Below are 18968 nucleotides of genomic sequence, written 5' to 3'. Positions count from 1 at the left end.
ACAGCTCTTCGACAGCGAGTACCTCAAGGAGTTCGGAGAGTGGGATCCACAACAGCCTTACGGCTACGCATCACATGATGTCCACATCATGGCGCGGATCGAAGGTCGCATCGTTGCTGGGCAGCGCAGTCGATACGCGATCGCGGCCGCGTCGCGTTCGGCTACTTGGGCTGTCGAGAGCAAGTCGTCCCGTTCTACGAGTCATGTGGATGGAAGAGGATCCTTGCCCGCGAGAGGTCGGTCGGGCGTGATGGCGAACCTGTTGTGGACGAGCCCGGCCCGCCGATCCTCATCCTGCCAATCGCCCCGCTCGAGCTGTGGCCTGAGGGAGACATCGACCTGCGCGGACGGGCTTGGTAGTCGCTGACTGCATGTGACCCTACGTGCCGGAACGCGGTGGAGTTCCGGTTTAACGTCTAGCGTTATTGACGACTCTCGTTATAGACTTGTCGTGTGATCAGATCGTTCGGCAGTAGGGATACTGAGCGCATCTGGCACGAGCACTACGTCAAGGGTGTTGACCGAACAGTGCAGCGGGCGACGCTGCGCAAACTCGAGCTGGTTCACGCGGCGAAGGATGTCGAGGATCTGCGCATCCCGCCGGGAAACCGGTTGGAGAAGTTGGCTGGCGACCGTCGCGGGCAGCACAGCATCTGGGTGAATGCCCAATGGCGGATCTGCTTCGTCTGGAGAGATGGAGGGGCGGAAGATGTCGAACTCGTCGACTACCACTGAGGCCGATCTGATCGAGCCGATCCACCCGGGAGAGATCCTTATGGAGGATTTCATCGAGGGCTTCGGGATCACACAAAACAAGCTCGCGGTATCGATCGGCGTGCCGCCACGGCGGATCAACGAGATCGTGCACGGCAAGCGGGGTATCACAGCGGACACGGCGATCCGTTTGGCAAGGTACTTCGGCACGTCCGAGGAGTTCTGGATGAACCTGCAGTCCAACTACGAGCTGCGGATGGAACGTCGATCTTTGGGGGACAGGGTTGTCGCCATTGAACCCTTGGCGAGCGCGTGACGGTCAGACCGGACCGCCGCCTCGTGCGGAAAGCTGTCGGTTACGTCGTGCGCAAAGGTCGGCTCCTGGTCTTCAGCCGTGACGACATCCCGCTTGAGGTCGTGGGTGTCCAAGTTCCGGCCGGCACCATCGAGGACGGGGAGCTGCCGGAGGTCGCGGCAGTGCGCGAGGTTCTTGAGGAGACGAACCTTCATGCTCGTGTCGTCCGCGCACTGGGGGTCGAGCGGTATGACGTCTGGCCATCGAAGCCCGAGATTCACGAACGTCACTTCTTCCAACTGGCTACCGTGGGAGAGGATCTCGAAGAGCAATGGAGCGCAGGTGAACCCGGCCCATCGGGTGACGGGCCTCCGCAGCGTTGGACATGTCGGTGGATCCCGTTGGAGCAGGCCCATGTGCTCTGCGCAGGCTTTGGTGCACGGCTGGGTCACATTGCTCCCACGAGTACAGGCGCATGAGGTCCGAGGTGGGCTCGACCCAGCTGGACCGCATGGTTGCTCGAGCTCCTCGTGGAGTTGGGGCAGGTGTAGCACGGCAACTTTGGGAGATGGAGTGGGTGGCCTCGCCCTTGCTTTGTTCGCAGTCTGACGACAATGATTGAGAATGGGCCCAGACGTTGGCTCTGGACTGAACGCGGTGGAGTTCCGATTCAACGTCTGACTGACCGCACGTGCATGCTTGGCATCGCATCCATCGTCCCGTATGGTAGGTACGTACCTACGTTGAGGAGGTGGAGGTGATGACAATGATGAGCGCACGAGAGTTCAATCGTGATGTCAGCGCCGCCAAGCGGGAGGCCAATCGCCAACCAGTCGTGATCACTGACCGGGGTGAGCCTGCCTACGTCCTCCTGTCGATCGATGAGTACAGGCGGATGGGTGAGCGGGGTGCATCGCTGGTTGATCGGCTGAGCATGGAGGACGATCTCGACATCGAGTTCGAGCCTGCACGCATCGACCTGCGGGTGCCTGAGCTGTGAGTCATCTGCTCGACACCAACGTCGTCAGCGAGCTGCGCAAATCTGCCAGGCGGGCCGATGCCCGCGTGCGAGCGTGGGTCGCTGGCCGCGTGCCGTCGGATCTGTATCTGTCGACGATCACGGTGCTGGAGGTCGAGGTCGGCATCGGCCGAATCGCGCGCTGCGACCCCCTGCAGGGGGAGCGTCTGCAGGCCTGGCTCGACGACGAGTTGCTGGACGCATTCGCCGGGCGGATCCTGCCCGTCGATGTCCCGGTCGCGCGTCGAGCAGCCCGCCTCCACGTGCCGGACCCGCGACCCGAACGCGATGCCCTCATCGCTGCGACGGCTGCGGTTCATGGCCTGACTGTTGTGACGCGGAACGTCAAGGACTTCGCCGCGCTCGACGTGCCGATCCTCAATCCGTGGAGCGTCTCGTGAACGCCATGTGCGCGCCGGTAGCGGTGGCTGGCGCGTGATGCACCAGTGGCACATCTGCTTCGTGTGGACCGACACGCTCCTCGAGAGTTGGCAGGGATGGGTTTCCGCTCCGACGTTGCTGTGGCGGCCTCGTTGGACGTCTCACGAGTGGTCCCGGCGCTGGTTGACGGAGCCTTCGGAGCTACTTCGTAGATGCTGGCAATGAGTGGGGAGTTGGTCACTCACGTGAACCCCAGGCGATGGTCTGTACCGGCACTCGCGGTTTTCGCGAAGCACGGGATGTTCAGCGACGCCGACAAAGACGAGCTGATTCGGCGCAGGCCCGAGACGAACAGGGTTGATCTCGACGGCGGAAGTCACGACGCCCACCGGCAACAGGCTCGAAGCGCTCAGGGGCGATCGGGCTGGGCAGTACAGCATCAGGATCAACGACCAGTGGCGGATCTGCTTCGTGTGGACCCACGCCGGACCAGAGGAGGTGGAGATCGTTGACTATCACTTACAAGATCGAGCCGATCCATCCTGGTGAGGTCCTCATGGAGGATTTCATCGAGGGATTCGGCATCACTCAGAACAAGCTCGCGGTGTCGATCGGCGTGCCGCCGCGGCGGATCAACGAGATCGTGCATTGCAAGCGGGGGATCACGGCGGATACCGCACTTCGCCTTGCGAAGTACTTTGGTACCTCGGCGGAGTTCTGGGTCAACCTGCAGAGCCGCTACGAGCTCGACCGTGCGGAGGACTTGGCAGGCGAGCAGATCGCTTCAATTACTCCGCTCTGGATCGCGTGACAGATTTCGTGCCCTTCGAGCCGTCCGCACGATCTGAACGTGCCGATGGTTCGATTTCCACCCGGGTGGCAACGTCTGCCGACGTGGAAGGGCTTGCTTGGGTCATGGAGGCGCGCGGTGGTGACGTTGCAACACATCGTGAGCAATCTCAGCGACTGATCGAACGGCAACCGGCGCTCGTCGTGGCAGAACGCGATGGCGAGTGGTTGGGTACAGCGGCGCTCAGCCGTTCGTGATCGAGCCGGGGAGGGAGCCGGAATGGCTTGTTGCCGGGCTCACCGTTGTGCCGGCGCAACGGAGACGAGGGATCGCTGCTCGTCTGCTGCGGGAAGTAGTCGAGAAGCGTCACAGTGCCGCGCCGATAGCTCCGGTCTTCAGCGTGATCAATGCCCAGAACCTTGCATCGCTCCGGCTTCACGACGGAATTGGGTTCGAAGAGATTGGGCGAGCCGCGACATACGCACGCATCGATTTCACCGGAGGCGAAGGTGTTCTCCTCAGGAAGCGGGCGGCGCTCGACTCACGAATGATATCGCGATATCATCTCGTTGGAGGTGGTCATGATGACGAACGTGCTGATCCGTGGACTGAGTGAGGCGGCCGTCGAGCACATCGATGCTGAGGCGGCGGCGCTAGGGCTATCGCGCAACGAGTTCCTGCGTCGGCGACTGGAACAGGACGCCTCGACTGCGGTCGCCGCGACGATCACCGCCGATGACTGGAGTCGCTCGGCGGCGGCCTTCGGAGATCTTTCTGATCCGGACGTGATGGATGCAGCGTGGCGGTGATGAGCTGGCTGGTCGACAAGTCGGCATACGTGCGGATGCAGGCCGGGCAGGCGGGGAGCATTGCTGAGTGGAACTCGCGCATCGAGCGCGGGCTGATGCGCCTTTCGGCGGTGACGCGGCTCGAGCTCGGGTTCTCGGTCCGCTCGGGTCAAGTAGGTCGCGAGGCGTTCGGGCTGCCGCCGCTATCTCTCATGCCCATCGAGCACCTCACGCCCGCAATGGAGGACCGCGCCTTTGAGGTGCAGATGCTTCTCGCGGACCGCGGCCAACACCGTGCTCCGTCCATCCCTGATCTGCTTATCGCGGCGACGGCGGAGAAGGCTGGGCTGACGGTCCTGGCCGTCGACAAGGACTTCGACCTCATCGCCGAGGTCACCGGTCAGTCCGTGGAGACGCTCGCGTTGGTCTGACTCTTCAAGGCTGTGCCGTCAGGTCGTGAGATGGCTGAACGTGCCGGAATGCGGTCGAGTCCCGGTTCCACAACTGACGCGCTCCCGGTCGTTGAACGAGTGGAGGAAGAGCAAACGCAACGAGTTGCATTCGGCTCTCGGTGTTTCGGTCTCCGGGATCATCTCTCGTCGATCGGTTGAGAATGGATGATGAGCTCGATATCGAGTTCGATCCAGCGCTGATCGACCTCCAGGTGCCCGAGCTGTGAGCCACCTGCTCGACACCAACGTCATCAGTGAACTGCGCAAGCCTGCGTGGCGGGCTGATGTCGGCGTGAGAGGGTGGGTTGCGGGCCGTGCGCCGTCGGATCTCTATCTGTCGGCGATCACCGTGCTGGAGGTCGAAGTCGGCATCGGTCAGATTGCACCGCGCGATCCTGTACTGGGGGCGCGGCTGCAGGCCTGGCTCGATGATGCCCTGCTGGATTCATTCTCCGGGCGGATCTTGTCCGTGGATGTGCCGGTCACCCGCCCCGCCTTCATGTGCCGGACCCGCGGCCTGAGCGTGACGCCCTCATCGCGGCAACCGCAGCTGTCCACGGACTAACCGTTGTGACGCGCAACGTCAAAGACTTCGCTGCGCTCGACGTGCCGATCTTCAATCCGTGGAGTACGCCGTGAACGTCAGGAGTCTGCTTGCGGCCGCCTCTCCCTGATGCACCCATCTCCCGGAACTCGGTGGAGTTCCGACAGCCGCAGTTCGGCGACACCTATCGCCTTGGGGGAGCGCGTCGTCGTCGTGAGCGGTCCGCGCAGCGCCGAGCCAGTGAGGATTGCGTTGATGGACGGGCCTAGCCCTGCGAGCAGCCCGGCTACCATGTCGGTCACAGTGGTACAGCGGGGTCCGTGGAGGGGAGTGCAATGTCGGGTGATCCTTGGAACAGTGAGGTGTGGCGACCGTCGGCGGTTTCGCTGAGGGAGACCCGCAGAGGTGACGCATATGCCGTCCGGATCATCGTTGAACCAAGTGCTGCTGGTGGCGCTGTCTGGGACCAGCTGAGTAGGAAGCTGATTTCGGCGGAGCAGGACGTGCTTCTCGATGGCGGTGCCTCCATCCGTCGCGTCCAAGACGATGTGTTTGAGGTGGTCAGCGGAGGGGAGGACGTGCTGGATTCGCTGAGCTGGTCCTTGAACGTCACCGTTGTCGAGGCCGTCGAGGCGGTCGGGACAGGTGGCGCGGTGAAGCTTCGGATTCTGGGGGAGCGCAAGCCTCCATTCGACAAGCAGGTGGATGTGACCCATTGAGGCCGATAGTGAGCGGTTCGCGGCGCCGCGCAATGGAGCCGGGTGTTCGCCTCCGGTCAGCGCCCGCGTGGGGTCATCGTGCTGCCGCGGCCAAGCGTCGACTCGGACGGGCTGCAGATACTCCGGGCACATGGCGTCGAACCCACCGCAGAACGCTACTGACGCTGCATTCCGAGGGGTTCCATATGGCCGTGTCCCGATGAATACTGGAGGCACCAGCTAGCAGTCGAACCGAGGAGCGCACCATGGCACAATCTCTGGCGACCTACATCGCCCTGCCCGGCACAACCGCAGAGGCATTCGAGCACTGGCACGAGGTGTTCGGCGGCGAACTGAACCTCATGCGATACGGCGACATGCAGCTGGAAGGCATGGGGTTCGAGCCCGATCCGAATGCGGTGGCGCACGTGACCCTGACGCTCCCGGCGGGGGTCCTGGCCGGCGGCGACGCGATGGATGACGGCAAGGACTACCCGGTGAGGGACACCGCATACTCGCTGCTGTATACGACCGACACCCCTGAGGAGGCTCGCGGTCTCATTCAGAAGCTGCTCGACGGCGGTGGCGCCGTCGGCATGCCGTTCGAGCAGGCCCCGTGGGGCGGCTGGTACGGCCAGGCGTTCGACAGGTTCGGTGTCATGTGGTCGTTTTCCTGCGACTGACCCTCGGGCCACGGCGGGGATAGGAGGAAGAAGTGACCGACTTCATCTCGATCTTCCAGCCCGGGATGCAATACGTCCGAGAGCAACGTGACTTCGACAAGGTCCGCGTCGTGGAGGCACCCTCGGGAGCGCCGGGCACCACGTCGATCGATCTTGATGCAGGAACGGCGATCGTGGTCGCGCAGCGCTGCGATGCGACGCCGGAAGATGCCGGTGGCACGTAGGACGGTGCTCCCGGAACTACCCGCGCGGGGTGGTATCGAGCACCGTCGAAGCCCGGCCAACTGTGGGATCATCGCGGCATGGAAGAATATCTGTGGGTCTTGAAGGATTCGGAGTTGGACCTCATCCGCGAGCTCGAGCCCAAGCGGCTGGAGAAGCTGGACGAGGATGAGCTCCTGGCACTCCACAAGCGGGTGCGACGTGCGCGAAACAAGCACCAGAAGAACTACCGCCGGGGCGGCGCCAAGAACGTTGCGGCAGGGGGCGGACGCGGCGCTGCCGCCAAGAAGGGCGCCAAGTCGCGGCTCAGAGCCGAGGCATTCGAAGAGGCGTTGGGGATCGTCTCCGACCGGCTGGCCTTCGTCGCCCACGCACAGGCCGAGCAACTCAAGGCGGAGCGGCTTGCCCGAGCCCAGGCCGACGGCGGCACGGGGCCGGATGTGTCACGGTCGGGCAGCGGTGGGGGAGACCGCAAGGGCCGCGCCCGGACTCATGAGAAGACCTCGGGTGGCAAGAAGCGTGACGCTTCGTCGAAGGCGCAGGGCGCCAAGCGTCAGGCCAAGCGCGACAACCGCTGACCGTGCGCCCATGCCCAGTTGGAGAGCCCGCCGGAGTGGTTTCAGTGCGGGCTCGCCCAAGCTTGAATCCCTCAATGCCTGGGCATTCTCGGCGCGAGTTTCGCGGCGTCAGTCGCAGTTGGGGCAGCCCCCGCCCGCCAGCGGCAGTTCGATGAAGCAGCCGGTGCACACGGGTGCCCGAAGCTCGAGCGGTTGCGTCCGGCGCTGGGGGCTGGCCGTCACCACCTTCACCGGGGCGGGCGTCGGCTGTGCATCTTCTGGGACCTCTGCCCCGAAAGCGCGGTAGCAGGCGAGCCTGCTCGCCGCCGCGTGGCGTTCGCGCTCGGAAGGGCTTGTGAACGGGGCCAGCCCGGAGACCTGGGCGACGACGTCGTAGCCGACGCCGACGGCGCCGTCCTTCGCGCTGACAGCCAGGGACGTCAGGGGAGGAAGGTTGCGTCCGTGGCAGGCGGTGGCGACCAGCCGCAGGACACCGCCGAGCCAGGTGTGTTGTTGTGCGTGGGTGCGCGCCCCGGAGCGTCGCTGGACTTCCTCGGCGAGCGCGGGGTACGTGATGGTCGCCCCATAGACGGTGGCGGTCTCGCGGAGTACAGCGATGGCTTCCCTGGCCCAGGGGACCTGCCCCGCCTTGCTGCTGACGATCCGGTCTCGGGCTGGCGCTGTAGTAGTCACGTGACTGAATTATTGCAGCAACCTGCGGCGATCTGATCATCGGGGCAGGGCTGCTGGCAAAGGGAATGAGCACTATTCCGGCCTCGATCGACGACACGCCGTAGGCGGGCGTCGATTTCGGCAACGAACCCGGGATAGTGCTCAACGCCACTGGCGCTGCCGCAGGGACGGTGTGGGCCAGAGGTGCTGCGGTCGGGTCGTCCGTGGCGCCCCCAGAGTTGCTGTTCCGAGGGAAGGGCGTAAGGTATTGCGTCGGCCCGCACCAAAGTGCCCTGCCGAACCCGCCACACACACCCAGCCCTATCTGAGCGCGCGAAGAAACCCAATGACCAATAACCTCACCGTCGGCTCGCCGACCCGCGTGATTGTCGCATTCACCCTCCCTCTGCTGATCGGAAACGTCTTCCAGCAGATCTATCAGTTCACCGACGCCGCGGTCGTCGGACGGATGGTCGGCGTAGACGCGCTAGCCGCCGTTGGCGCGACCGGCTCGCTGATGTTCCTGCTCATCGGGTTCACGCTTGGGGCTTCCGGCGGCCTCGCGATCCCGATCGCCAAGGCGTTCGGGGCCGGCGACCTGCCGTCCCTTCGCCGCCATTTCGCCAACGCGATCCGCATCGCCGTCGGGATCGCTGCAGTCATCACCGCGGTGGGGGTGTTCGGCGCGCACAGCCTGCTCGTCTTGATGCAGACCCCGCCCGAGCTGATCGCCGACGCCGAGGCGTTCCTGGCGATCAGCTTCATCGGAACCCCGATCGCGATGGCCTACAACCTGCTCGCCGCCGCGATCCGCGCGCTCGGGGACAGCCGCACCCCGCTGTACTTCCTCATGATCAGCTGCGTGCTGAACGTCGTTCTGGTCGTCACGTTCATCGGCGGGCTCGGTTGGGGGGTGCCAGGGGCAGCACTGGCGACACTCGTCGCGCAGCTGGTTTCGGTCCTGCTCTGCGTCGCGCTGATCGCACGCCGGATGCCCCAACTGCACCTGACCAGGGCGGACTGGAAGTCGCAGCCAGGGGAGTTCGGCGAGTCGCTGCGCCCGGGCCTCGCCATGGGCTTCCAGATGTCGGTCATTGCGATCGGCGCCGTGGTCCTGCAGTACGCGATCAACGGGCTCGGCGCGGACGCCGTCGCGGCCTTCACCTCCGCGATGCGTGTCGACCAGGTGGCCGTCGCCCCGCTCGCCTCCTTTGGTGTGGCGCTGACGACCTTCGTGGCGCAGAACCGGGGCGCGGGTAGGTGGGCACGGATCCGCGTAGGGGTGTGGCGCACCACCGCCCTGACCTGGGCGCTCGCCGCGCTGCTCGGAGGGCTGATCATCGCGTTCGGCACGCCGATCGTGCGGATCTTCGTAGGTTCGGGTGAACCGGAGGTCGTGGCGCTGGCCCACACCTATCTGATCATCAACGGGGCGGTCTACCCGCTCCTCGCGACGCTGTTCGTGCTCCGCAACGCCATCCAGGGGCTCGGTTCCACCGCTGTTCCTACCCTGGCCGGGTTCATGGAACTCGCGTTGCGCTCGGTGGCCGGCCTCGTGCTCGTGGGGCAGCTCGGGTTCCTCGGGGTAGCTGTCGCCGCGCCGCTAGCGTGGCTCGGTGCGCTGCTGCCGCTGGTGGCGTCGTGGTTCGGGTGGCGTCGCGCACTCCTCGGATTGAGCGACGGTGACCCCGAGCCGGTGCCGGTCAGCAGGCTCCGGTTGGTGCGCGCCAGCTGATGCGAGGACACCTGTCAGGGTCGGGCGGCGTCGAGCAACCGCGACTGCTGCATGGTTTGACACACCGGCAGCCTGGAGCCTCAGCCACGGCTCTATGATGGCGCCAACCCGGATGGAGGCGTCATGGAAGCGGAGTCGACACCCGAGAGGAATCTTGATTTCCGAGAGCACCGCTGGGATCTGCTGGCGGCCCTGATCCTGTCGCTGGCGACCCTGGCGTCTGCTTGGTGTGGCTTCCAGGCGTCCTCGTGGAGCAAGGTGTACTCCTCCGAGACCCGCAAGGCCAACCACGAACGCTTCGAGGCAGCGCGGCAATCGGACATCGCCGACCGCCAACTGACGAGCGACCTGCTGATCTTTACGAGTTGGCTGCAGGCCGACGTAGCGGGAGAGACTGCCGTCGCCCGTGAGATCGAGGAACGGTTCCTGCCCCACTTCGAGACTGCGTTCATCGCCTGGCGAGGGCTCCCAGCGGCGGGCAACGCCCAACTCCCGGAAGGCTCCCCATTCGAGCGTCCGGATTATGTGCTGCCCACCCAGGCCGCAGCAGACGCCGCGACCGACCGCGCCGAGGAGGCGCTGGATGCCGCCGACGCCGCGAGCGGCGTGACGAGTCGCTACGTCCTGACCTCGATGCTGTTCGCCTCGGTCCTCTTCCTGGCGGGCATCGCCTCGAAACTGACACACAAGGGGATCTCCCACGCCGTAGTCGTGGTGGCGGCCGCGGTCCTGGCGGCCGCGCTGATCCTGCTGCTGACCTCGCAGATGATGCTGTAGCCATTCTCAGGTGGCCGCGGAAGGCTGGGAGGAGGTGCAGCGCCATGGGGCAACCGTTGGGAAGATCACCCGTAACGGGTGATGCTGGACGACCGGGTGGATGATTCGATGGCGCCAGAATCAACCGAGCGAGGGGCACCATGACACAAGCCACCACTTCCCCTGAGCATGGCGAGGCGGCCAAAGAGGGCTCAGCATTCCTAGACTGGATCGAGAAGGTCGGGAACAAGGTTCCAAACCCGACCATCATGTTCGTCTACCTGATCGGCCTGGTCGCTGTACTTTCCGCCATCTTCGCGTGGGCAGGGGTCAGCGTAACCGACGACGTCGTGGTGCCGGTCCCCCGGGACGAGTTCAGCCAGATCAACGAGCACCTGGGTGGCACCTGGTCGATCTATGATTCGGTGACCGGCGAACCCGCAGAGGTGCCCGACTACATCGTGCAGGAGCGGGAGTTTCCGATCCGCAACCTGATCTCGGTAGAAGGGGTGCGGCACTTCTTCTCGTCGTTCGTGGACAACTTCGCCGGGTTCGGCGTGGTCGCGGTGGTCCTGGTGTCGATGGCGGGTGTCGGCGTCGCTGAGCATGCCGGAATGATGGGGGCACTGATCCGGAAGATGGTCAAGGTGGCCCCGGCGAGATGGCTGACCTTCATCCTCGTCTTCGTCGGCGTGCTGGCATCCGTGGCCACCGACGCGGGGTATCTGATTCTCGTCCCGTTGGCCGCGTCAGCCTTCATGTCGGTTGGTAGACATCCACTCGCAGGTCTGGCCGCAGCCTTCGCCGGTGTCGGCGCCGTGTTTGCGGTCAACCTGCTGATCACCCCCTCTGACAGCATGCTCACCGAGATCACCAACTCCGTCCTCACGCAGGCTGGCATGGCCCCACTCGAGGTGACGCAGAACTTCTACTTCTCCATAGTGAGTTCGATCCTGCTCGCCATCGTGGTGACCTTGGTGACCATCAAGATCACGCAGCCGCGGCTCGGTGCCTACCAGGCACAGGAAGGGCACTCGGCCGATGACGAGGAGATCGATGAGGCCGCCGAGGAACGCGGGCTGAAGTTCGCTGGTTGGTACCTGCTGGCCTTCGCCGTCGTCGTCGTCCTGCTGACGGTGATCCCCGGGGCGCCGCTGCGGGATCCCGAGACCGGCGCGATCATCGGAAACACCCCGTTCATGGCCAGCCTGGTCTTCATCATCTCGCTGGCATTCATGGTCTGCGGCATGGGATACGGCATCGGCGCCAAGACCCTGCAGACCGGCAACGAGGCGGTCGCGGCCATCGGCAAGACCTTCGGCAGCCTCGGTGGCCTGTTGCTGATGTTCCTGATGATTGCCCAGTTCATCGCGCTGTTCAACTGGACCAACCTGCCGACCGTGGCAGCCGTCTCGGCAGCCGAACTGCTGCAGAGCGCCAACGTGCCCGCGATTGTGCTGTTGATCGCGTTCATCCTCGTGATCGTCCTGCTCGACATCATCCTGCCCGGCCTGGTGCCCAAGTGGGTCATCTTCGCGCCGGTATTCATCCCGATCTTCGCCTCGCTCGGTGTGGCGCCGCAGACCCTCCTGGCGGCCTACCGGGTGGGTGACTCGCCGATGAACGTGCTCACCCCGCTCATGGTTTACCTGCCGTTCATGGTCACCATCGCCCAGAAGTACAAGAAGGACGCGGGCATCGGCACCATCATCGCCTTGATGGTCCCCTACTCCATGTGGGTGCTGATCGTCTGGGTCGTGCTGTTCGTCGCCTGGTTCCTGCTCGGCATCCCGTGGGGGCCGGGAGCCCCCGTCAACCTCTGATCAGCCCTCCGACATAAAAACAAATATCCAAGAAGGAACAAAAATGAAGACTCTTGGCCTCGACCCGATCCCATCGCGCAGTGCCGCGCCGAAACTGATCATCACCGGTCCCGGGGAAACCGTCGACGCTGACGCCCTGGCCATCCCGGTCATCTCCGACCAGCCCGTTCCCGAAGCACTCGGCGTGGATCTGACCGGGTTGGCGAATTCCGGCTTCGTCCCGCTGGTTGGTCGGGCCCTGGCCTTCCCGAGCAACGACGAACCAGTGCTCGTCGCCGTCGGGGTGGGCGAACTGGCTGACCTGACGGCGGCAAAGGTCCGTGACGCGGCCGCGGCCTTCGCCAGGGCGGTGCCGCAGGATGCCAGGCTCGCCTCGCGTGTGCCCGACACCGACGCGCTCCCGGCAGACGTCGCGGCCGCCGCGATCGTGGAGGGTATCGTCCTGGCCCGCTACGCGTACTCGCTGCGTAGCACACCTCCCACTGATGCAGCCGTGACCACGATCGTCCTGCAGGCACCCGAAGGCCAGGTCGACGCGGTGCGCGCCGGTGCCGAGCGTGGCTTGGCCACCGCCCAAGCCGCGTCCCTCGGACGTGACCTCGCCACCTCCCCGGCGGGTCTGCTCACCGCCTCCCGGTTCGCCGACATCGCCTTGAAGATCGCGCCCGAGAAGGGTCTTACCGTCGAGATCTTCGATCGCAGAGCCCTTATCGAGCTCGGCTGCGGAGGGCTCCTCGGCGTGAACAAGGGCTCGGTTGAGGAACCCAGGATGATCGTCGTCAAGTACGTGCCTCAGGGTGAAAGCACTGGGCACCTCGCGCTGGTCGGCAAGGGCATCATGTACGACGCGGGCGGCATCAACCTGAAGCCCAGCGACCTTTCCCACTCACAGATGAAGAACGACATGACCGGCGCGGCCGACGTGTTCGCGTCGATGACGGCCCTGGCCGAGCTCGGCTGCACCAACACCGTCACCGGCTACCTGATGTGTACCGACAACATGCCCTCGGGCTCCGCGATGCAACTTGGTGACGTGCTCACCATGCGGGGTGGCAAGACCGTCGAGGTGCTCAACACCGACGCGGAAGGCCGCCTCGTGATGGCCGATGCACTGGTGCTGGCCGTCGAGGAGGGGGTCGACGCCGTCATCGACATCGCGACCCTCACCGGTGCCTGCCTGCGCACCTTCGGTGAAGAGGTCGCCGGGCTGATGGCCAACGACGACGAACTCGCCGCGCAGGTCTCGGCGGCAGGCGACAAGGTCGACGAGCCGGTCTGGCGGCTGCCGCTGATCCCCAGCTACCGAGCTGAGCTGAACTCGGATGTGGCCGACATCAAGAACATCGGCGGCGTCAACGCGGGTTCGATAACCGCGGGCCTGTTCCTCAAGGAGTTCGTCGGCGACGTCCCATGGGCACACGTGGACATCGCGGGCACCGCGCAGTCGTCGAAGGCGTACCGCTGGATCAACCGTGGGCCGACGGCGTTCGGCACGCGTCTCCTGGTTGAGACGGCGCTGAGTTTCGTGCCGCGAGCCCGCGACTGATGAACCCGCAGCGGGAGGGGGAGCCGTTCGTCTCGACCGGCTCCCTGCCTGGCGATGTCCGCGTCGACGAGCTGGTCGATGCGGCCCACTCCAGGTTCGCGAACCTGGACGACGGCACCCTTTCGCAGGTCTATCCGGCTCTGGCAAGGGCCAACCCCGACCATTTCGGGATCTGCCTCACCGGGGCCGACGGTACGCTGCACGAGGCCGGGGACTCCCGCCAGGGCTTCACCCTGATGAGCGTCTCGAAGCCGTTCGTGTTCGCCCTGGTGTGTGAGGCGGTCGGGATCGACAAGGCGCGGGCCCTGGTTGGGGTCAACGCCACCGGGTTGCCGTTCAACTCTGTGCAGGCCGTCGACCGTGCTGCGGGCGGGCGCACGAATCCGATGGTCAACGCGGGGGCGATCGCGGTCACCAGCCTCGCTCCCGGCAATGACGAGGTCGAACGTTGGCGATTCCTCAGCGACGGGCTGTCCCGGTTCGCCGGGCGCAAGCTCGGGATGGATGAGGCCACCCTTGAATCGGCCAGGGCCACCAACTTCAGGAACCGCGCCTTGGCGATGCTGTTGAAGGAGGCCGACGCCCTGATCGGCGACCCGCTGGAGGCCGTCGACCTTTACACGCTGCAATGCTGCCTGGAGGCCGACGCCGCTGATCTCGCAACGATGGGGGCGACCCTGGCCGACGGCGGCGTCAACCCGGTCACCGGCGAGGCCGTCGTCAGCCCGGCGGTTGCTCGCGCGACGCTCGCGGTGATGAGCATCGCGGGCATGTACGAGGATTCGGGTGAGTGGCTGTTGGATGTCGGGTTCCCCGCGAAGAGCGGCATCAGCGGGGGAGTCGTGGCCGTGTCCCCCGGCAAGGGTGCCCTCGGCGTCTACTCGCCTCTGCTCGATGCCCGCGGCAACAGCGTCAGGGGCAGCCAGACGGCGGCCTTCCTGGCGCGTGGGCTAGGGCTCGACCTGCTCGGGTCGGAACCTGTCAGGTAGAGGGGCCTGCGACGGTGATCGTCCCGGACATGAGTGTCATGGTTTTTCTACAGCGTCGGGTGAGGGTAGATAAACTGCGCCAAACAGGGCCTGGCAACCGAAAAGGGGAGACCATGCGAGTTCAGCAGATCAATGCGCCCGGGGTGAAGAGCACGATCCAGGGAGTAGCTACATGAGCGTGGTCGGCCGGGTTGCCTCGGCTGGAACCGGTGCATTCGCGAAGGCCGGAAAGGCAGCCGGCGTGCTGCGGCGGGAGGGCCTGCATGGGTTCATGCAGCGCTCTGTACGGGTCGCGTACCGGTCGTTGGGGGTAGCCAGCCTGGATGAGACCCTCCTCGACGAGGATGTTGCAGATTCCACCGATCTTTCCTTGCCGATACCCGAGAGCCGCCCTGCCTCGGGGAAACCCCTCAGGATCGGATGGGTCACGACCCCACCGGCCCCAGGCTCGGGCGGCCATACCACTCTCCTTCGGATGGTTGAGGCGGCTGAGCACGCCGGGCACGGGTGCACGCTCTACCTCTATGACCGCTTCGGGGGAAACCTTGCAAGGCAGGAGGCTGTGATCCGTCAATGGTGGCCGAATGTCAGGGCAGAGATCCGCACCGTGGGAGACGGCATCAGCGGAGTGGACGCCTGCGTCGCATCATCTTGGGAGACGGCCCATGCCCTCGCCACGCATGGCACAGCGCCGATGCGGCGCCTCTACTTCATTCAGGACTTCGAGCCATACTTCTACCCGAGGGGCTCGCTCTACTCCCTCGCCGAGGACACCTACCGCTTCGGCTTCCGGTGCATCGCACTCGGGGAGATGGTGGCGCGACTTCTTCGCTCTGAGATCGGAATCGACCCGGACGTGACAGAGTTCGGCTGTGACACCTCGGTCTACCGTCCTCTCGATGGTCGCCAGCGTACCGGTGTCGTACTCTACGCAAGACCAGACGTACCACGCCGAGGGTACTCGGTGGCCCGCCTTGCTTTGGAACGGTTTCACCTGGCGCATCCCGAGGTCGACATCCACATTTACGGTGACCGAGTCACTGGTCTGACCTTCCCCGCGACTCAGCACGGGAGATTGAGACCAGTCGAACTGAATGAGTTGTACAACTCCTGCCGGGTCGGCATCGCGATGTCGTTTACAAACATTTCGTTGGTAGCAGAGGAAATGTTGGCAGCCGGTGTCGTTGCAGTAGTGAATGACTCCGTCCACTCCCGGGCCGATCTGACGAACGACCATGTTGTCTGGGCTTATCCTTCACCCGGTGGCATCGCGGGGGCTCTCGACGCTGCGATTATGGGGCCCCCCGGCAACGAGGATGCGATTGCTGCCTCCGTGCGCCAGTTCGGGTGGACGAAAGCGCAGGCCGACGTGGTCAGGATCCTCGAGGAAGAGGTTTACGGCCCAGCAGATTGATGCTCTGCGGGGTGCGGCGCACGTGCCTTCTTGAGTTGAGACCGTAACCACCGTCCCGTGACCGCCAGATAGGCGAGCACAGCACCAAGCCCACCGACAAGCAAGGCAACCAAGGGGATCGGAATGTAGCGCGCTGCGGCGAAAGCGACGAGTGCCGCGGGGATCGCGGCCGTCATTGGGAGGAAACACTCTCTGAAGAGGGCAGCCAGTCGGACCCCGGTCGCTCGGAGGATGAACAGATAGCCGGGCAGGATGAGGACTACCGAGACCGCGACGTGAATCCATGCGGCCCCGACGATCCCGTAGCGGGGCGTGGTGATCACCATTCCGCAAACCAACGCGATCAGCGAGAACAACTGTAGAAAGAGGACCGGACGGCTGCGCTTCAGGGCGTAGAGATACCCTGCGAACAGATCGAAGATGACACGCAGCGCTCCGTAGATCCCCAGCGCCGCAAGGACCGGAATGGACGCGGCCCACTTGGCGCCGTAGACGACGTGGATCAGCGGGGTTGCAAGCGCCGCCAAGGCGAGGCCTGTAGGAAGAGCGAGCGCCCACACCAGGGCGGCCATTCGTGGGAGAACGGCTGCGCCGTCCTGGACACGGGAGACGTAAGGGAGAGCGATCGAGCGGACCATCTGTGATAGCGCGCTCATCGGCCAACTGGCGATATTGAATCCAAGCACGTAGAACCCCAGCGCGGTCGCCCCCGCAACCCTGGCGATGATGATGTTGTCGACGTTCAGCAGTATCCAACTGAAGAGGTTCGCTCCTGCGATGGGAAGGCTGAAGGCGAGCACCTCTCGCCATTGGTCTCGGTCAAGGCCGAACCTCGGCCGGATCTGCGAGGCGACGAACTGCAGTGTGCTTGCCACCGTTTGGGCCGCCACCCGTCCGATGGCCAGGGCCAGCACACCGAGACCGGCTGCGAGCAACGCGAACGTTACAACGGTAGAGACGACGAAGTCGACGACTGCAATCAGGAACAGTTCGCGTTGCTGGAACCGCCTGAGCATCATTCCGTAGGGCACGATCGAAATCCCCGCAAGCAGGAGCGTCAATGCGAGGATGGCGATGGCGCCTGAGGCGTCTCTGTCCCCCAGGAGGGTTGCCAACTGGGGGCTGAAACCGGCCGTGGCGGCGGTGAGGATTGCGCCGCTGGCCAAGCCGAAGGTTGCCACAGTCGGAGCAATGCGTTCCGGCTCCTCCGAGCGGATGATCTCTGCGGATAGGCCGAGGTCGGCTACGGTCATCAGAATGCCTTGCACTGTAAGAGCAATGGCATAGACACCGAATTGATCAGGTGCCAGGATCCTCGCCAGTACAACGCCGACAACCAAGCTTCCGAGGCGCAGCACAATGGTGCTGATGCCGCTCCAAGCGGCCCCTTTGGCTGCCTGTCTACCGAGTGCCTGTGACTGGACGGAATCGGAGGTGGGATCTACCGCCATCGGCAAGGCCTGGGCGTACCGGATTTGATCAGAGGGGTACGGTCCGGCCAACCATGAATCGACTTGGCAGGTCGGGGCCTTCTGGCGGGGATCGGGGTTCCCCTCCGGAGTTGTGCTGTCACGTGGACAAGTCTCGCATTGAACCGGTCACGCCGAGGTGGAAAGACGGCCTTGGTCAGCTGGCCGCAGGGCATTGGGAGGTGAACCGCATCGCTGGAACCTCGGAACCGTGGAAGGGGTGGTGGAGACCTCGGGAGGACCCCACCACCCCTCTCGTTAGGTAGCTGTAGCGAACCGACTGGTCAACTTGTCAGTTGGCTGTGACCACTGCCCCTTGGGCGTTGACCTTGGACGAGTCGTAGCGGTAGTTGTTGGTCCAAACGGACCAGCCGGGGCCGCCTTGCACCGCGGACGGGCCCCAACCGGTGCTACGGAACCGGTTGTTGATAGCGCGCACGTTGCTGTACTTTCCACCCGACGAGGGTTGGTTCAGGAAGAGGTTGTAGCCGCCACCTTCGATGAGGTTGCCCTCAACGACCAGTGAATCGATGTCCTCGCCGGTCGACTGGATGAACAGACCTGCGGTGACGTTGCCCTCGGCGATGTCCAGGCGGTTGTTCGTGAAGCGGGCAATCCGGTTCGGGTTCTCGTCGAGCATGAAGTCACGGACGGTCGCGGCCTCGTTGTGAGACTCACCGTAGGAACGCAGGTTGGTTACGAAGTTCTGCTCCGCGATGGCATCGTGCTTCATCCCCGTACCGTAGAAGCAAATGCCGCTGCCCATGCCGTGCATGTAATTGCGCTGCAGGGTGGCTGCTCCACGGAACGCGCAGGCAGCGGCGATCTGGGAAGCGGGAACGCCTGTGGCGTCAAACTCGGAATCACGGATGATTACGCTCTTATCTGAGATGACGGGGCAGGAGTCCCGGCCGCAGACGAAGTTTGATACCAGCGCGCCGGTGGAGTTGTTGGCGCTAGCCCCAGCAGCAGGCTGGATGCAGGAACGCTCAACGACGATATCGCCATTGCGCAGATCCAGATGGCCCACGATACGGACACCAGAGATGCGCGCACCGGCCGCGGGGGTCAGCGACCCGGTGTACAGGGGGAGTGAGTAGCAGGACAGCCCGAGCGGCGCTAGCCCGACGTTCTGGGCATCGAGTTCCCAGCCCATCAGCCCGGCTGCGGCGCTGCCGTCTGACGGCGTTGACGAGCTCGGGACGGTGGTGGCGGTGGCCGTCGGCTTGGTGGTTGGTGTGGCGACCGCGGAATCCGTCGGAGTCGGGGTAGCAGACGGTTGCGCGGTAGCCGACGGCGTCGTCTCAGGCTTTGACGTGGCTGTTGCGGATGCCGTGGGCTGCGTGGTCGTGGTGTTTGCCGCGAACACTGGGTCGATCCAGTAGTTGCTCGCTTGGTAGACCTCGTCTGGGAACTGCGACT

The 18968-nt window shown here is 64.6% G+C and carries 26 protein-coding genes; 22 read left to right on the top strand and 4 right to left on the bottom strand.

The window, feature by feature from the left end:
- The first annotated feature begins 453 nt into the window (after positions 1-453).
- The 16 genes from BUC15_RS14035 (at position 454) to BUC15_RS13965 (ending at position 7163) form a co-directional block, all read left to right on the top strand.
- Positions 454-735 carry a type II toxin-antitoxin system RelE/ParE family toxin gene (locus tag BUC15_RS14035; RefSeq protein WP_073189394.1) on the top strand — a complete coding sequence of 94 codons (282 nt, stop codon included), beginning with the start codon at positions 454-456 and terminating at the stop codon, positions 733-735.
- On the top strand, positions 695-1030 hold the full coding sequence (locus tag BUC15_RS14030; RefSeq protein WP_217652256.1) for a HigA family addiction module antitoxin: 336 nt from the start codon (positions 695-697) through the stop codon (positions 1028-1030). Before BUC15_RS14035 ends, BUC15_RS14030 begins: the two co-directional genes overlap by 41 nt.
- Positions 1027-1488 carry an NUDIX hydrolase gene (locus tag BUC15_RS14025; protein ID WP_073189389.1) on the top strand — a complete coding sequence of 154 codons (462 nt, stop codon included), beginning with the start codon at positions 1027-1029 and terminating at the stop codon, positions 1486-1488. The genes BUC15_RS14030 and BUC15_RS14025 overlap by 4 nt, the downstream gene beginning before the upstream one ends.
- Before the next feature lie 287 nt (positions 1489-1775).
- A complete protein-coding gene (locus tag BUC15_RS14020; protein WP_217652255.1) occupies positions 1776-2009 on the top strand; it encodes a type II toxin-antitoxin system Phd/YefM family antitoxin in 234 nt (77 codons plus the stop codon).
- Entirely contained in the window at positions 2006-2428 is a 423-nt protein-coding gene (locus tag BUC15_RS14015) for a type II toxin-antitoxin system VapC family toxin (protein WP_073189385.1), read from the top strand. The genes BUC15_RS14020 and BUC15_RS14015 overlap by 4 nt, the downstream gene beginning before the upstream one ends.
- Positions 2429-2765: 337 nt before the next feature.
- The gene (locus BUC15_RS14010) at positions 2766-2957 is read left to right on the top strand and encodes a type II toxin-antitoxin system RelE/ParE family toxin (RefSeq protein WP_073189418.1); all 192 of its coding nucleotides are present in this window, start codon (positions 2766-2768) and stop codon (positions 2955-2957) included.
- Positions 2923-3219 (top strand): HigA family addiction module antitoxin, encoded by a 297-nt coding sequence (locus tag BUC15_RS14005; protein WP_217652258.1) that lies wholly within the window; start codon positions 2923-2925, stop codon positions 3217-3219. The genes BUC15_RS14010 and BUC15_RS14005 overlap by 35 nt, the downstream gene beginning before the upstream one ends.
- On the top strand, positions 3216-3455 hold the full coding sequence (locus tag BUC15_RS14000) for a hypothetical protein (protein WP_073189381.1): 240 nt from the start codon (positions 3216-3218) through the stop codon (positions 3453-3455). Before BUC15_RS14005 ends, BUC15_RS14000 begins: the two co-directional genes overlap by 4 nt.
- Positions 3422-3814 carry a GNAT family N-acetyltransferase gene (locus BUC15_RS21280; protein WP_425443367.1) on the top strand — a complete coding sequence of 131 codons (393 nt, stop codon included), beginning with the start codon at positions 3422-3424 and terminating at the stop codon, positions 3812-3814. The genes BUC15_RS14000 and BUC15_RS21280 overlap by 34 nt, the downstream gene beginning before the upstream one ends.
- The gene (gene vapB, locus BUC15_RS13995; protein WP_245787993.1) at positions 3780-4007 is read left to right on the top strand and encodes a type II toxin-antitoxin system VapB family antitoxin; all 228 of its coding nucleotides are present in this window, start codon (positions 3780-3782) and stop codon (positions 4005-4007) included. Before BUC15_RS21280 ends, vapB begins: the two co-directional genes overlap by 35 nt.
- Positions 4007-4417 (top strand): PIN domain nuclease, encoded by a 411-nt coding sequence (locus BUC15_RS13990; protein WP_245787992.1) that lies wholly within the window; start codon positions 4007-4009, stop codon positions 4415-4417. The genes vapB and BUC15_RS13990 overlap by 1 nt, the downstream gene beginning before the upstream one ends.
- A gap of 244 nt (positions 4418-4661) precedes the next feature.
- On the top strand, positions 4662-5003 hold the full coding sequence (locus BUC15_RS13985; protein ID WP_217652254.1) for a PIN domain-containing protein: 342 nt from the start codon (positions 4662-4664) through the stop codon (positions 5001-5003).
- Between the two features lie 314 nt (positions 5004-5317).
- The gene (locus tag BUC15_RS13980; RefSeq protein ID WP_073189376.1) at positions 5318-5701 is read left to right on the top strand and encodes a hypothetical protein; all 384 of its coding nucleotides are present in this window, start codon (positions 5318-5320) and stop codon (positions 5699-5701) included.
- A 245-nt stretch (positions 5702-5946) separates the two neighbouring features.
- The gene (locus tag BUC15_RS13975) at positions 5947-6363 is read left to right on the top strand and encodes a VOC family protein (protein ID WP_073189374.1); all 417 of its coding nucleotides are present in this window, start codon (positions 5947-5949) and stop codon (positions 6361-6363) included.
- A gap of 32 nt (positions 6364-6395) precedes the next feature.
- Positions 6396-6587: a DUF6191 domain-containing protein gene (locus BUC15_RS13970; protein ID WP_073189372.1), complete on the top strand. Its 192-nt coding sequence runs from the start codon at positions 6396-6398 to the stop codon at positions 6585-6587.
- 78 nt (positions 6588-6665) lie between these two features.
- Positions 6666-7163, top strand: coding sequence for a hypothetical protein (locus BUC15_RS13965; RefSeq protein WP_073189370.1), 498 nt, complete (start codon positions 6666-6668; stop codon positions 7161-7163).
- Positions 7164-7271: 108 nt separating this feature from the next.
- On the opposite strand, the gene BUC15_RS13960 is transcribed toward BUC15_RS13965, so the two are convergent.
- The gene (locus BUC15_RS13960) at positions 7272-7835 is read right to left on the bottom strand and encodes a hypothetical protein (RefSeq protein ID WP_217652253.1); all 564 of its coding nucleotides are present in this window, start codon (positions 7833-7835) and stop codon (positions 7272-7274) included.
- A 325-nt stretch (positions 7836-8160) separates the two neighbouring features.
- Between BUC15_RS13960 and BUC15_RS13955 the strand changes: the two genes are divergently transcribed.
- The 5 genes from BUC15_RS13955 (at position 8161) to glsA (ending at position 14663) form a co-directional block, all read left to right on the top strand.
- Positions 8161-9549, top strand: coding sequence for an MATE family efflux transporter (locus BUC15_RS13955; RefSeq protein ID WP_073189368.1), 1389 nt, complete (start codon positions 8161-8163; stop codon positions 9547-9549).
- Between the two features lie 123 nt (positions 9550-9672).
- Entirely contained in the window at positions 9673-10326 is a 654-nt protein-coding gene (locus BUC15_RS13950) for a hypothetical protein (RefSeq protein ID WP_073189366.1), read from the top strand.
- 140 nt (positions 10327-10466) lie between these two features.
- Positions 10467-12128 (top strand): AbgT family transporter, encoded by a 1662-nt coding sequence (locus BUC15_RS13945; protein ID WP_073189364.1) that lies wholly within the window; start codon positions 10467-10469, stop codon positions 12126-12128.
- Between the two features lie 43 nt (positions 12129-12171).
- On the top strand, positions 12172-13674 hold the full coding sequence (locus BUC15_RS13940; RefSeq protein WP_073189362.1) for a leucyl aminopeptidase: 1503 nt from the start codon (positions 12172-12174) through the stop codon (positions 13672-13674).
- Entirely contained in the window at positions 13674-14663 is a 990-nt protein-coding gene (gene glsA / locus BUC15_RS13935) for a glutaminase A (protein WP_073189360.1), read from the top strand. Before BUC15_RS13940 ends, glsA begins: the two co-directional genes overlap by 1 nt.
- Before the next feature lie 121 nt (positions 14664-14784).
- On the opposite strand, the gene BUC15_RS20820 is transcribed toward glsA, so the two are convergent.
- Positions 14785-15123, bottom strand: a complete 339-nt coding sequence (locus tag BUC15_RS20820; RefSeq protein ID WP_245787991.1) for a hypothetical protein — start codon at positions 15121-15123, stop codon at positions 14785-14787.
- Between the two features lie 15 nt (positions 15124-15138).
- On the opposite strand from BUC15_RS20820, the gene BUC15_RS13930 reads away from it, so the two are divergent.
- Positions 15139-16077, top strand: a complete 939-nt coding sequence (locus tag BUC15_RS13930) for a rhamnosyltransferase WsaF family glycosyltransferase (RefSeq protein ID WP_245787990.1) — start codon at positions 15139-15141, stop codon at positions 16075-16077.
- On the opposite strand, the gene BUC15_RS13925 is transcribed toward BUC15_RS13930, so the two are convergent.
- The gene (locus BUC15_RS13925) at positions 16059-17528 is read right to left on the bottom strand and encodes an oligosaccharide flippase family protein (RefSeq protein ID WP_073189356.1); all 1470 of its coding nucleotides are present in this window, start codon (positions 17526-17528) and stop codon (positions 16059-16061) included. The two genes, BUC15_RS13930 and BUC15_RS13925, sit on opposite strands and share 19 nt — an antisense overlap.
- A gap of 310 nt (positions 17529-17838) precedes the next feature.
- The coding region (locus tag BUC15_RS20005; protein WP_483887635.1) for a right-handed parallel beta-helix repeat-containing protein at positions 17839-18968 on the bottom strand (1130 nt) is incomplete at its 5' end.

This window comes from Tessaracoccus bendigoensis DSM 12906, assembly GCF_900141915.1.
GTDB lineage: Bacteria > Actinomycetota > Actinomycetes > Propionibacteriales > Propionibacteriaceae > Arachnia > Arachnia bendigoensis.
The sequence above is the reverse complement of the archived record's forward strand: the minus strand, read 5'-3'. Positions and strand labels throughout refer to the sequence as shown.